8 protein-coding genes are annotated in these 13,918 nt (G+C 72.9%); 2 read left to right on the forward strand and 6 right to left on the reverse strand.

Features of this window, described 5'->3' with window-relative positions:
• Positions 1–104: 104 nt before the first annotated feature.
• Positions 105–767 carry a CDP-alcohol phosphatidyltransferase family protein gene (locus ACLIRP_RS11275; protein WP_412060549.1) on the reverse strand — a complete coding sequence of 221 codons (663 nt, stop codon included), beginning with the start codon at positions 765–767 and terminating at the stop codon, positions 105–107.
• A 58-nt stretch (positions 768–825) separates the two neighbouring features.
• Here ACLIRP_RS11275 and ACLIRP_RS11280 point away from each other — a divergent pair, with 58 nt between their 5' ends.
• A complete protein-coding gene (locus ACLIRP_RS11280; RefSeq protein ID WP_412060550.1) occupies positions 826–1,971 on the forward strand; it encodes a glycosyltransferase in 1,146 nt (381 codons plus the stop codon).
• On the opposite strand, the gene ACLIRP_RS11285 is transcribed toward ACLIRP_RS11280, so the two are convergent.
• Positions 1,972–3,519 carry a serine/threonine-protein kinase gene (locus tag ACLIRP_RS11285; RefSeq protein WP_412060551.1) on the reverse strand — a complete coding sequence of 516 codons (1,548 nt, stop codon included), beginning with the start codon at positions 3,517–3,519 and terminating at the stop codon, positions 1,972–1,974. It lies immediately after the preceding gene.
• A gap of 119 nt (positions 3,520–3,638) precedes the next feature.
• Between ACLIRP_RS11285 and ACLIRP_RS11290 the strand changes: the two genes are divergently transcribed.
• Positions 3,639–5,012 (forward strand): hypothetical protein, encoded by a 1,374-nt coding sequence (locus ACLIRP_RS11290; RefSeq protein WP_412060552.1) that lies wholly within the window; start codon positions 3,639–3,641, stop codon positions 5,010–5,012.
• 272 nt (positions 5,013–5,284) lie between these two features.
• On the opposite strand, the gene ACLIRP_RS11295 is transcribed toward ACLIRP_RS11290, so the two are convergent.
• The 4 genes from ACLIRP_RS11295 to ACLIRP_RS11310 form a co-directional block, all read right to left on the reverse strand.
• Positions 5,285–5,929 carry an SAM-dependent methyltransferase gene (locus tag ACLIRP_RS11295; RefSeq protein WP_412060553.1) on the reverse strand — a complete coding sequence of 215 codons (645 nt, stop codon included), beginning with the start codon at positions 5,927–5,929 and terminating at the stop codon, positions 5,285–5,287.
• A gap of 139 nt (positions 5,930–6,068) precedes the next feature.
• On the reverse strand, positions 6,069–9,398 hold the full coding sequence (locus ACLIRP_RS11300; RefSeq protein WP_412060554.1) for a carboxypeptidase regulatory-like domain-containing protein: 3,330 nt from the start codon (positions 9,396–9,398) through the stop codon (positions 6,069–6,071).
• 131 nt (positions 9,399–9,529) lie between these two features.
• Positions 9,530–10,354 carry a sugar ABC transporter permease gene (locus ACLIRP_RS11305; RefSeq protein WP_412060555.1) on the reverse strand — a complete coding sequence of 275 codons (825 nt, stop codon included), beginning with the start codon at positions 10,352–10,354 and terminating at the stop codon, positions 9,530–9,532.
• Positions 10,355–10,357: 3 nt separating this feature from the next.
• A complete protein-coding gene (locus ACLIRP_RS11310) occupies positions 10,358–13,876 on the reverse strand; it encodes an amylo-alpha-1,6-glucosidase (RefSeq protein WP_412060556.1) in 3,519 nt (1,172 codons plus the stop codon).
• Positions 13,877–13,918 lie beyond the last annotated feature (42 nt).

Raw genomic sequence — 13,918 nt, forward strand, 5'->3', positions numbered from 1 at the left:
GGGACGGGGGGATCCGCAGGGGGCGGAATGAGGCGAGGAGGGGATGAGAAGAGGAGCGGAAGCTGCAGGTGAACGCGGCCTGACGGTCTCGGCCGCCCCCCCCTTTACCCCTCCTGTCCTCCGTTCGTCCCCACCAGCCGGTGCTCGGCGCGGAGCGTCGTGCCATCGTCCTCGAGCGCCGCCTCGCCGTGGCGCATCACGGCCGCGAAGCGGACGCCGTACTTGACCACGGAGTACACCATCACCGCCGCCGTCAGCCCGACGAGCGCCTCCATCACACGCGGCGCCGCCTCCAGCAGGGCCGCGATGACCGTCACCGACAGCGCGGCCACGGCCACCTTCCCGCTCCACAGCGACGACGTGAACCGCCCCAGCCGCCGCGACTGGAGCAGCCCGCCGAGCGCCAGCAAGGCGTCGCGCGTGACGGCGAGGGCGACGAACCACAGCGGTAGCGAGGGGCCGGCCTCCTCGGGCCGGACCAGCAGGGCGACCGTCACGGCCGCCGCCGCCAGCTTGTCGGCCGTCGCGTCGAGCACCTTGCCCCACTCGCTGACCGTGTCGCTCCAGCGCGCCACGCGGCCGTCGAACCAGTCGGTCGCGATCGCCAGCCCGATGAGCCCGAACATGGGCCCAAGCGGGCCGCCCTGGTAGACGAGCACGGCGATCGGCGCCACGAGCACGGCGCGCGACAGGCTCAGCATGTTCGCGGCCGTCCAGAACCGTCCCATCGCGGGGAGTCCTGGCGAGCGGGCGGGCGGCGTCGGCATGGGGCGGGCGGTCGGGGCCAAGATACCGGCGATCTTGCGCGCCCCCTCCGGTCCCGTCGTGCTCGCCGTCGCCCTCGCCGCCTTCGCCGTCCAACTCGCCGTGTGGGCGGCCGTCGCCGTGGGCGTGCGCCGCGTGCGCGAGAGCGCGCCCGACCCGCTGGCGCACGCCGAGGGCGCCGCGGGCGCCGGTCTGCCGATCAGCGTCGTCGTCGCCGCGCACAACGAGGCCGAGCGGCTGCCGACCCTCCTCAACGCGCTCGCGGCGCAGACGCACCGCCCGTTCGAGGTCGTGGTCGTCGACGACCGCTCGACGGACCGCACGGGCGCGCTCGCCGAGTGGCGCGCCGCCGACTTTCCCGTCCCGCTCCGCGTCGTCCGCGTCGACCACGGGGCGCCCGAGGCGGCCGGGCTCCCGCCCAAAAAGCACGCGCTCGAGCGCGGCGTCGAGGCCGCGAACCACCCCCGGCTGGCGTTCACCGACGCCGACGGGCAGCCCGGGCCGGACTGGCTGGCGACCCTCGCGCGAGCGGCCGTCGGCGCCGACGGGGCCGATGACGGCGCCGTCCTGGTCGGCTACGGGCCCTACACACAGGAGCCCGGCGCGCTGAACCGCTTCGTCCGCTACGAGACCGTGCAGACGGCGGCGCTCGCGGCGGCGAGCGTGGGGCTGGGGCGCCCGTGGCACGCCGTCGGCCGCAATTTTTCGTACCCCCGCGACCTGCTGGCGCGGCTCGGTGGCTTCGCGCACTCGGCCGGCTCGCTCTCCGGCGACGACGACTTGTTGGTGCAGGAAGTGGCCCGGACCGGCGCCGCGCCCGTCCGCTACGTCTGGGATCCGGCGGCGGCGGTGCCCACGCCCGCGCCGCCGACGTGGCGCGCGTTCTGGCGACAGAAGCGGCGCCACGCCAGCGCCGGGACGCACTACGCGCCCGCTGTGCTCGCCGCGCTCGGGGCCGTCCACATTTCGAACCTCGTGCTGTGGGTGGCCGCGCCCGTGCTCCACATCGCGCTCGGCACGCCCATCGGCTGGGGCCTGCTGGCGGCCAAGCTCCTGCTCCAGCGGTCCGTGATCGGCGACGTGCTGGACGGGCTCGGCGACGAGCCCGACGTGCGCCTGTGGCAACCGGTGCTCGACGGCGCCTCGGCCGTCTACCACCAGATCCTCGCCGTGCTCGGTGCGCTCCCGACCCCCAAGCGCTGGTAGCTAGCGCGCCGCCACGTCCGCGAGCGCCCAGCCCGACCCCGCACGTGCCAGCGTCCACGCGTACGTCACGCGCTGGCTCTCGCGCCGGTGGTTCTGCGTCGTGTTGGCGAACGAGAACGCGAGCACGACCGTCGCCGACGCCCGGTCGCCATCGAGGGCCAGCCCGGAGGGCGTCGCGGTCGCCTGCACGTCGTCCGCGATGGGGAAGAACGCCCCCATCTGGGCGTAAAACGGGTGGACGCGCTGGAGCGCGGCTACGTCCTGCGCCACCATCCCGGCGGCGAGGGCACGCGCGAGCCGGTCGAGCGCCGCGCCAGCCTGCTGGCGGTCGGCGGCCGACGTGTCGAGGACGGGGGCCGGCGCCGGCCGCGGCGGCGGCGCCTCTACGGGCGCGGCCGTCGGCGGCGGGGTCGGCTCGGAGCGCGGCGGCGGTGGGGTGGCGACCTGGGCCGGGGCCTGCGGGATGAGCACCGGGATGGGCGCCGGCGCGGGCGCCTGAACCGCGAGCGCGGCGTCGGCCACCAGGGGGACCGGCTCGACCGCTTGCGTGTCGGACGCGGTGCTCGTGCTGACGCCTGCGGTGTCGACGACCGCGAGGGCGGCGGGCCGCTCGGCGACGGCCTCGGCGTCGGGCGAGCGCGAGCCCATCGCCCACACAGCGGCGACCACGGCCACGACCGCCACGACGGCCACCCCCGCGAGCACCGGCGACCGTCGGGACCGCGCGTGCACGGCCGGCGCGGCGCCGGTCCCCATCGCCTGGCGCAGGGCGTCGGCGGCCTCATCGAGCGAGTCGAAGCGGGCGTCGGCGTCCTTTTCCAGGCACCGCGCGACGACGGCCCGGAGGGCCTGCGGGGCGCCGTCCGGGAGCGGCACCGGCGGCGGCGCCTCGTGCAGGACCTTGTGCATCACCGTGTGGACGCGCGTCCCCTCGAACGGCGTCGCCCCCCCGATTAGCTCGTAGAGGAGCACGCCGAACGAGTACACGTCGGTGCGCCGGTCGACGGCCTCCCCGCGGATCTGCTCCGGCGACATGTAGCGCGGCGTCCCGACGGCGGCCTGCGTGACGGTGTCCATGTCGGACTCCAGTCGGGCGATCCCGAAGTCGAGCACCTTGACCACGCCGGTGTCGGTCACGAACACGTTGTCGGGCTTCACGTCGCGGTGGAGGACGCCGTTGCGGTGGGCGAAGGCCAGCCCCCGCGCCGCCTGCACCGCGATGTCGACCCGCTCCGCCAGCGGCAGCTCGCGCGCGCCGTCGAGGACGTGCCGGAGGTCGTCGCCGGACAGGATCTCCATGACGATGAACGGGCGCCCGTCGTCCTCGCCCACGTCGTAGATGGTGACGATGTTGGGGTGGTTGAGCGAGCCGGCGCGCTGCGCCTCGGCCAGGAACCGGCGGCGGACCGCCGGGTCGGCGACGGCCTGGTCGACGATCATCTTGAGCGCGACCTCGCGCCCGATCACCGGGTCGCGGGCGCGGTACACGACGCCCATGCCGCCGCGCCCGAGGGGCCCGAGAAGGGTGTACTTGCCGATCGAATCCACGCGGTGAGCCGGGCTGACGGAGACCGGAGGATAGGGCACCGGAGCCAATCCCGTCCGAGCCCCCTTGACCCCAAGTCGTCCGATCTCCGGTGTTTGGGGACAACGGCTCCCCCTTCTCGATGCGGCTCTTTGCTCTGCTCGTCCTCCTCGTCTCCCCTCCCCCCGCGCTCGCGCAGGCCCACTGCCACGGGTCGACTGCACCCATCGACCGCGACCGCGACGCGCCCGTCCCGAGCGGGCTCGCAAGCACCTTCGACGGGCTGTTCTCGTTTTTCCTCAGCGACGCGCTCCGGCTGGCGGGCGCCCCGGGCCAGCACGGCACGCACTACCTCGAAGCCGCCTGCATCGCCGAGCGCGTCCTCGTCCCCGCGCTGAGCAACTTTATCGCGGCCAACGTCACTGCCTTCCCGTCGAGCACGCCGCAGGTCGGCGTGACCTACGACTTCTCGAGCGGCGCGCCGGTCCGGCAGGTCGAGTCGCTCGGGCCCATCTTCTCGGAGACGCCCAGCACCATCGGCCGGCACCGCCTGACGCTCGGGGCGAACGTGTCGGCGCTGACGCTCGACCACATCCGGGGCGACCCGCTCTCGGGCGTCGCGTTCAACTTCGTCCACCAGGACGCCGGCGGCGGCGGCATCGGCGACGACCCGCTGGAGCGCGACCTGCTCGTCGTCCGGCCCCGGCTCAACGTCGACGCCGTGATTTACGGGCTGTTCGCCAACTACGGCCTGACCGACCGCGTCGAGGTCGGTGTCGCGATCCCGGTCGTGACGGTCGCGCTGGAGGGCCGGGCGGAGGCCGAGATCTTCGCCTACTCCGGCGGCGACCCGTCGGTCCACTTTTTCGGGGGGACCTCCGAGGAGCCGCTGCTCGAGGAGGACTACCGCTACGAGATGTCCGAGACGTTCGTCCCGGCCGTCGAGCTCCGGACCAAGGTGCACGTGCCCGCCCAGGGCTCGTCGCTGGGCGTGCTCGGCGTGCTCTCCGTCCCGACCTCGGCCGCCGGCAGCCTGCTCGGCGAGCGCGAGTTCGGCGGCCGCCTGGCCGTGCTCGGCTCGACGCGCGTCGGCCCCGTCGGCGCGCACGTCAACCTCGGCTACGACCGGCGCGGCACGGCCGGCGACCCCGACGCGGCGCTGGCGACGGTCGGTCTCGACGCCAACCTCTCGCCCACGGTCAACGTCGCGGCGTCGCTCCTGGGGGCGCTCACCGTCGGCGAGCCGACCCGGTTCTACGATGTCGACGCGGAGCTCGGCGCGCCGGGCGCGGTCGTCCAGTACGTGATCGACGACACCGCCGGCGCGCTCGGCCGCGTCGAGGAGCCGTTCAGCTCCATCGACGACGGGACCGACACGACGGTCCTGCTCTCGCTCGGCTCGCGGTTCGCACCGACGGAGACGGTCCAGGGCTTTTTCAACGTGCTCGTCCCGGTCGTCCGGGGCGGCCTTCAGTCGACGCTGGTGCCCACCTTCGGCGTGTCGTTCGACGTTTAGAGCAATGTGCACGTGGGTCCAGGGCATGGGCGCGATGTGGAGACGCGGCACGCTCTCGGCCCGGCCGGTCGCCGTGCTCGGCCCGACATCCCCCGGCGTCGCTCCGCTCCGCGTCCCCCTTCGAAGGGGGACTCCCGAGAGGCCACCCGAGACGAAAAAGTCCCCCTTCGAAGGGGGTGCCCCGGAGGGGTGGGGGATGTCCGAACGGGAGGCAACGTCGGGCTTGACCGCGTCCCTCGGCCTCGGAGCCCCAGAGCACCCGGCAGGTTGCTCTAGGCGGCGTCCCGGCTGGTGGGCCCTCGCTTCCACGCCAGCACCTGCACGACGGCCGCGTCGCCCCGGTGGTACGGCCCCTCGACGACCGCACGCTCGGCCTCGCGCAGGATCTCGGCGTCGAGCCCGACCAGCTCGTCCGCCAGCCCCGCCGCCGTCATCGTGATATCGACGGCTTCCGGGCCCGACGGCCCGCCGGTGTCGCGCGCGGTCTGCGCGGGCGTGTAGGCCTCCAGGATGAACAGCCCGCCCGGCCGGAGCGCCGCCACCACGCGCCGGTGGAGCGGGCGCCGCACGTCGGGCGGGAGGTGCGCGAAGATGGACACGACGGCGTCCCACGCCGCCTCGCCCGGCTCAAAGTCTGCGAGGTCGGCCACGACGGTCTCGATCTCGACGCCGCGCGCGGCCGCCAGCGCGTCGGCTCGCGCGAGCCCCACGGCTGAGCGGTCGACGGCGGTGACGGCGTGGCCCTGCTCGGCGAGCCAGACCGCGTTGCGGCCCTGCCCCTCGGCCAGGCACAGCACGCGGCTGTTGAACGCCAGCCGGTCGGCGACGGCGGCGAGAAAGTCGTTGGGGGCGTCGCCGTACGCGAGCGCGGGCTCGGCGTAGCGGGCGTCCCAGAAGTCGGGCGGAGGGCCGGGCATCGGTCGGGGCGGAGGCGGGATCGGTGTACGCGCGCGCGGCGCCCCCGCTCCGCCGCTCGCGCCCCTCCCCCACTCAAAAAAAGCGGGCCCGCCAGCCGAAGCCGACGGGCCCGAACGGGGCACCTGCTGGCGCAAGCGCCTAGTTGAAGCGGTACCGGATGCCGACCTGGGCGCGCCAGCGCGAGAACTCGCTGGGGTCGTCGACGAACGTCTCGGCCGGGCCCGTGAAGTTGAACAGCGGCTCGCCGCTGCCGTCGAACCCGACGAGGGAGAGCGGCGACGTGGCAGCCGGGCTGGCGACCTTGCGCACGCCCCAGTCGGAGCTGATCAGGTTCGCCACGTTCTGCACGTCGAGGCTGAGCTGCAACGTGTTGCGGGCGTCGCCGGTCAGGAACGAGAGGTCCTGCAGGAGGCGGAGGTCGACCGACGAGTACCACGGGTTGACGGCCCCGTTGCGCTCGGCGATGCTTCCCCGGTTGGCGCTGAGGTACGCGTCCTGCCGGATAAACCGGTCGAGCGCCGCATACTGATCGGCGGCGGTCCCCACGAAGGCGCCGTTGCCGTCGGTCTCGGAAAACCGGATCTCGCCGGCCGAGGCCGGGATGTAGATCAGGTCGTTGCCGCCCGAGCCGTCGCCGTTGACGTCGCCGGAGTACGTGAACGAGTAGCGGTTGCCGCCCGCGTACAAGAACTGGTTGCCCTTGGCGAGCGTCGCGAACACGCCGACGCTGGTCGAGGCGGCCTCGCTCCAGTCCATCCGGTAGAGCGCCGTGCCGATAATCCGGTGCGGCTGGCCAAACTGGGCCGGCGCCAGCTGCGGGCGGTTGGGGTCGCCCTGGACCGGGTTCGAGCCCCACAGGACCGAGGCGATCTCGGTCGTCGAAAACAGGTTCTCGGCCTGCGTGTAGGCGTAGGCGCCGGACAGGTTGAGATTGTCCCCGAACGCCTTCCGGAGCTGGGCCGTCAGGCTCAGGTTGTAGCCCTCCGACGAGCTGTCGATGACGTAGATGCCCGCGCCGCCGTCGGGGTTGAGCTCCTGCTCGCCGGCACCGGTCCCGCCGAAGTAGGGGCGCCCGTCGGCGAGCGTCCGGACCGGCGTCCGCAAGTCGGCGTTGCGGATGTAGACGGCGTTGAGGTCCTTCCCGAAGATCCCCTCCAGCGTCAGGAGCGCGTCGCCGGGCAGGCGCTGGTCGACGGCGAGGTTCGTGGTCCAGACCTGCGGGTAGCGGAAATCGTCGTCCATCGCGTTGAGGTCGAACGACTGCTGGAGCGTGGCCTCGTCGCTCGTGCGCAGGTCCTCGGGGATCGAGGCGTAGGGCTCGGCGCCCGGCAGGTTCGGGTTCGCGCCCGGGTTCGAGATCACGTTCCCGATCCAGACGAAGGGCACGCGGCCGGTGAAGATGCCGGTCCCGCCCCGGACCTGGGTCGAGCGCTCCGTGCCCGGGGCGTAGTTGAACCCGAGGCGCGGCGAGAACAGCAGCGCCGCGCCCGGGAGCTCGGCCTGGTCGACGGTCTCGGCCGCGTCGTTCTCGTCGAGGGCCGTCAGGCCCGTCGAGAACGGATTCGCGACCGGCTCGGTGACGTAGAACGGCGCGTCGACACGCAACCCCAGCGTCAGGCTGAGCTGGGGCGAGACGAGCCACTCGTCCTGCACGTAGACGCCCACCTGGCCGACGTCAATCGTCTCGCCCTTGAACGCCAGCGACTCCGAGGTCACCATCCCGTTGAGGTCGACGCGGCACGACGTGCCGGCCTCGAGGAAGAGGTCCGCGCCCGGGCCGCAGAGCGGGAGGTCGGGGTCGGTGACGGCCAGGAACTGGTCGACCCCGAAAAAGGTGGAGCCGTTCGGGATGCCGTCGCCCTCGAAGTCGAGGAAGTACGGGAGCTGGAAGAGCCCGTGGCGGAAGAGGTTGAAGGAGTTGAAGAACGAGAAGTACTCAAAGTTGGCGCCGCCCGTCACGATGTGCTGGCCGAGGGGGAGCGTCAGGTTGTTCGTGATCTGGAGCACGTCCTGATCCAGGATGTTGCGGATCGAGAAGGGCTCGTGGCCGGCCGTCGTGTAGGTCACGCCGCCCTCGACGATCTCGATCGTCGGGAAGGGGGCGCTCTTGGGCTCGCGGAAGTCGCGAAAGCGGCTGTAGCTGGCGAAAAAGCGGTTCGAGTTGACCCCGAAGCGGCTGTTGAGCTCGAGCGCGACGGAGTGCAGCTCGTTGTTGATGCGGTAGCCCGCGTTCTCGAACGGCAGGCTCGACTCGTTCGGCCCCCGCCCCGCGTTCGCGAACGAGATGGCCGCCGGGTTGACGGTCAGGTCGCGGAAGGCGTCGAGGTAGTTGTACCGGAGCGACAGCTCGTTCGAGTCGTTGACGTTCCAGTTCAGCTTCGCGAGCAGCTTGTCGTTGTCGGTCGCGCGGAGGTAGTCGTCGTAGCCGCCGGTCTCGTAGCCGTAGCCGTCGCGAAGGCGCGCCGAGATGGCGTCGAGGTCGCTTGCCTGGACGCGGCTCTCGCCGAACGAGAGCGTCCCGTCGCGGTTGGCGACGAAGTTCGTGCCGGGGTCATCCCTGCGGGATAGCTCGCCGTTGACGTAGACGAACAGCTTGTCGCGGACGATCGGCCCGCCCGCCGCCAGCCCGATCTGGCTGAACGACAAGTCGGGATTGGCGATCACCGGGTTGCCCGAGACCGTGTTGCCGACGAAGTCCTCGTTGCGGTAGAACGTGTAGGCCGTGGCCGTGAGCCGGTTCGTGCCCGACTTGGTGACCTGGTTGACGCTCGCGCCCGTGAAGCCGCTCTCGCGGACGTCGTAGGGGGCGATCGACACCTGGACCTGCTCGATGGCGTCGTACGGGACCGGCTCGGCGCCGGCCTGCCCGCCCGGCGACGGGTCGTCCAAGCCGAAAGCGTTGTTGAAGTACGAGCCGTCGAGGGTGACGTTGTTGTAGAGCCAGTTGCGGCCGCCGAACGAGAAGTTGCCGTCCGAGCGCGGGTCGACGCGCGTCAGGTCACGCGTGGAGCGGTTGACGGTCGGCAGCGTGGCGACCTCGGCGGCGTCGATGTAGGTGCTCGCGCCCGTCCGGTCGGACGCCAGCACCTCGTCGGCGACGCCCTCGACGGTCACGCCGTCCAGCCCGACGGCGGTCTCGCTCAGCGTGAGGTCGAGGCGGAACGTCTGGCCGAGCTGGAGCTGGAGGTCGGACTCTACGGCGTCCTGGTAGCCCAGGAACGTCGCCGTGACGGTGTAAGGCCCGCCGATGCGCAGGTTGGGGAGCGCGTACGCGCCGCCGACCCGGGTCGAGGTCGCGTACCGCGTGCCCGACGGGGTGTGGACCGCGACGACGTTGGCGCCCGGGATGGGCTGGCCGGCCTCGTCGAAGACGAAGCCGGAGAGGCCGGAGGTCGTCACGCCCTGGGCGTGGACGGTGCCGGCCAGCAGCAGGAGGGCCGCCAGCGCGGCGAGGGGACGGATGCGCATCGAGGTGGGGGTGTGTGGACAGCCCCCCGGGCCGGACGCGCTCAGGGAAGCCCTGACTGCAAGGTATACGATTCCAACGCCTTGCGATCCACGCACCTCATCTCGTCCCCATCCACCTCGCCCCCCCGAGGTCAGCCCTTAACGGCGCCCAGCGTCAGGCCGGAGACGAGGAACCGACTCACGGCCAGGAAGAGGGCGATCACCGGGATCGAGACCAGGAGCGAGCCGGCTGCATACAGCCCCCACTGCGTCGACATCGAACCCTGGAACTGCTTGAGCCCGACCGGCATCGTGAACAGCTCGGTGTCCTGCAAAACGACCGCCGCAACGACGTACTCGTTCCACGCCGTCATGAACGAGAACAGCGCCGTGATGGCGAGCGCGGGCGCCGCGAGCGGCAGGATCACCTTGTAAAACGCCTGCCACGGCGTCGCCCCGTCGATGCGCGCGGCCTCCTCCAAGCTTGCGGGGACGGTGTCGTAGTACCCCTTCATCTGCCAGACGCAGAAGGGCAGCGCGGTCGCCGAGTAGATCACGACGAGCCCGAGGTACGAGTTCAAGAGCCCCAGCTCCACGAGCACGATGTAGAGCGGCAAGAGCAGCATCGTCGCCGGAAACATCTGGGTGACCAGAATCCCGGAGAGCGCCGCCTTGCGCCCCCGGAAGCGGTGCCGCGACAGCGCGTACCCGGCCGTCGAGGCGAGTGCGACGCCGGTGATGGTGACCATGAGCGCGACCAACAGGCTGTTGCCGAGCCAGCGCAAGAACGGCGTCTCGGTCAGCAGCACGCGGTAGTTGTCGAGCGTCGCGCCGTCGGGGACGACGGCCAGCGACCGCGAGAGCAGCTGGTCGGTCGGGCGCAGCGAGATCGTCAGGATCCGCGCGAGGGGGAAGACCGCGACGAACACGAAGAGGGCGAGCGTGGCGTACGCGCCGAGGCGGCTGGCGACCCTCATCGGCTAGCGGATAGAGCCCACGACGACGTCGTAGACGTTCGGCGAGCGGCTGTCGACGCGGCCGCCGCCGGTGTCGTCGGAGGCGTCGTCGTCGACCCGGAGGAAGGTGCCGACGCCGGAGCCGGAGCCCCGGGCGCCGACCAGCATCGTGACGCGGGCCCCGCGCAGCGAGGGCACGATGAACGTCGGGATGGCGAACTGGAGCGAGCCCGTCGACGGGTCGAAGGCCGTGCCCGAGCCGAGCCGGCCGATCTCGCGGCCGCGCGCGTCCTCGACGACGAGCCCGTCGCCGACGAAGATGACGTACTCGTAGCCGCCGTCGTCGGGGAAGTCGTAGTCGGCCCCGCGGCCGACGGTCTCGGCCCCGCCCTCTTCCGAGTCGATGGCGAAGGCGACGATCGTGTTCTCGCCGAGCGCGGCGAACTCGGCCCGGAAGTAGGTCGTCGAGTCGTCGCGAGCCACCTCGAAGTAGGTCACGTCGAGCTCGCCCGGGGGCACGCCCTCGGGATAGGTGAAGGTGCTGGTCGCGCCCCAGTCGTCGCCCGAGGGGTCGGTCTGGGTGAGGGCGACGGCGGCGCGCGGGTTGTCGCGCAGGATCTGGCCGTCGCCGAGCTGGCGCTGGTCGGCGACGGCCCGCATCACGGGGTACTCGTCGCGGAGATCGGGCTCGACGAAGGCGAAGCCGTCCCAGGCGTCGGGCATCGGGGCCAGCTCGCCGGACGGCACGGGCTCGCCGTCGACCTCGGCGCCGTCGGCGGTCAATTCGACCGTAAACGACTCACGGGCCGTCACCGTCGTGTCGCTGGCGACCGCGAGCGGGACGGCGACGCGGCGGCCGGCCGCTTCGAGCACGATCGTCGCGGCCTCCGTCAGCTCGCCGCCCGGCTCGACCCTCGCCTCCAGGCCGTCGGCGGACTGCGTCATCGTCAGCCCGACCGTCCCGCCGCGCAGGCGCAGGCGGACCGTCGTCTCGCCCCAGGCCTCGGGCAGGTGCGGCGCCACGACGAGCGTGTCGGCCGTGGCGTAGCGCGCGCCGACGAGGCCGCGCATGGTGGCGTCGAGGAAGCCCGCCAGGCTCCACGGCTGGATCGGCGCGCCGCCGACCTCGGGGAGCAGCCCGGCCTCGCGGGGGTGCCCGGCGACGAGCTCGGGGATGCCGCCGACGACGCCCGCGTCGAGCAGCAGCTCGGCCTGCGCCTGTACGAGCGCCGCGGCCGGCTCGGCGCCGCCCGTCTCGGCCATCAGCGTGGCGACGGGGCCCGCCAGCCACGTCCACACGGCGCCGTTGGAGCGCGCCGACTCGGGCGTGTAGTACTCCGGGGCGTCGAGGTAGGGGTGGAACATCGAGTCCGACTGCGCCAGCGACGCGATGCCATACGGGAACGCGAGCCGATCCGCGAGCGCGCGGGCGAATCGGGCGCGGTCGGCGGGGGGCAGCCCGTCCATCTGGGCCAGCGCCAAGAGGGCGCCGGGGCGCACGTCGCGCGAGCGGCCGTTCGCGTCGACGCGGTCCGCGAGCAGGTCGCCGTCGGCGAAGGCGCGCTCGAACTGGCGGACGAGCACGGCGGACGTGTCGGCGTACCACACGGCCGACGACCGCTGGGAGACGCCCATGATGCGGGCAAACTGGGTGGCCGTCCCGAGCGCGCGGTACAGCGCCCCCTGGTTCTCGGCGACGGCGCCGCGCCGGCGAACGCCGCCCCGCTCGGGGTCGCCTTCAAGCCACGTGCCGCGCCGGTCACGGGCCACCAGGAACCCGAGGGAGTCGGTCGCGCCGCCGTTGCGGCTGTCGGGCTCGTAGATGCCGCGGAGCGCGAAGACGGTCTTGAACCAGAAGTTGGCCCCGCCGGTCACGAGCGAGCGGTCGCCGGTCGTGCGGACGTAGTCGCCGGCGGCGCCCAGGAAGACGGCCGTGCCGTCGGCGGTCGAGAACACGTCGTCGGAGCCGTCGAGCCGGACGAGGTCCGGGGCGCGGCCGAGCAGGTCGGCGCGGCGGTCGAAGATCTGGCCGGCGCCCGTCGTGCGGATGAGGTCGCCAGCGGTCTCCCACCGGCCGGTGCTCAGGAACGCCGGGACGGTCCACGCGGCGGAGGGATACGAGGCCGGCTCGGCGCCGGGCAGGCCGGGCCGGATCGAGACGCGCGCGCTGTCGCGGACGGTCAGCGTCTCCAGCGACACGACGGCCCAGCGGTAGGCGGCGTTGAGCGTCGCGTCGTCGGTCTCGAAGACGACGTCGTCGACGATGGCCGCGAGCCGGGCGCTGCGGGCCTCGCGGCGGGCATCGCCGGTCGCCAGCGCCTCCCGAGCGGCGGCGGCGGCGGCTTGGGGCGTCGCGCCGGTCGCGACGGCGACGGCGCCGGGCGTCTCGACGAGCACCTCGCCGAGGCGGAAGGCCTGGTCGCGCCCGCCCTCGGGCGTGTCGTCGGCGGCGCTCGTGGAGCGGACGCCGTCGCCCGCGACGGCCGTCCAGATCGGGCCCTCGGGGACCACGGTCGAGTCGGTCGGCACGTCGGCGGCGGCGGCGAACACCAACGTTCCGCCCACGTCCTGAATGCGGTAGTCGCCCGCCGCGCGGCGCTCGCTGCGGACCGGCCGGAAGCCGACCACGCCCACCGAGTCGGCGACCTCGACGTAGAGCGCGGCCTGCCCCTCGGCGGCGCCGTCGAGGAGCGTCACGCGCTCGCTCAGGCGCGAGGGGCGCTCGCCCTGGATCTGGCCGATGATTTTGGCGACGAAGCCGGTCGTGTCCTGCTCCAGGTACGTCCGCACGGCCACGTCGGGCCGGGCGACGCCCCGGATGCGGTCGCGCGGGCCGAGCCCGATGGAGTCGGCGTCGGACCACCAGCGCCAGCCGTGCAGCGCCGTCCGGCCGCCGACGGACAGCCCCATCGCGGGGTCCCGGCCGGGCCCGGCCAGCGCGTCGTACCACGTCGCCCCGCCGGGGTCGGCCTGGAACGTCGACCGGGTCGCCCCGGTCGAGTCGGCTTCGTCGAGCGCCTCGGCCTCGACCGCGAGCGCGACCAGCGACGCGGGCCCCTCCCCGACGAGCTGGCTCTCGGGCGGTTCGCCGCCGCACGCGCCGAGCACGACGAGCGCCGCCAGCAGCGCAGCCGCGGAGCGGAAGCGCGAGCGCCCCCCCCCCCTGGGTGACGACTCTCCTCCACCCGAGTCATCCCCGCGCAGGCGGGGATCCATGCGACCTGCCCCAATGCCTCCACCCGCTCCGGGCTGGCGGTCGAGGTCGATGGCGAGGTCTCGCCACGTCGGGTTCTGCCCACGGATCAGCTGCAGCTTCCACTCCCGATTCCATTTCTTCAGGCGCCGCTCGCGCTCGACCGCATCGCGGATGGCGTCGTGCGGCTCGACGTAGACCAACCGAGCCACGCCGTGCTCGGCCACAAACGCGGACCCCTCTCCTCGCCGATGTTCATCGAGGCGCCGGGCGAGATCGGTCGTCACGCCGATGTAGAGCGTGCCGTTGGGCTTGCTGGCGAGGATGTAGACGAAGCCGGAGCGAGGCAAGCGGATGGGAGGCTGTATGGATCCCCGCCTGCGCGGGGATGA

The sequence above is a fragment of the Rubrivirga halophila genome (genome assembly GCF_046845755.1).
GTDB lineage: Bacteria > Bacteroidota > Rhodothermia > Rhodothermales > Rubricoccaceae > Rubrivirga.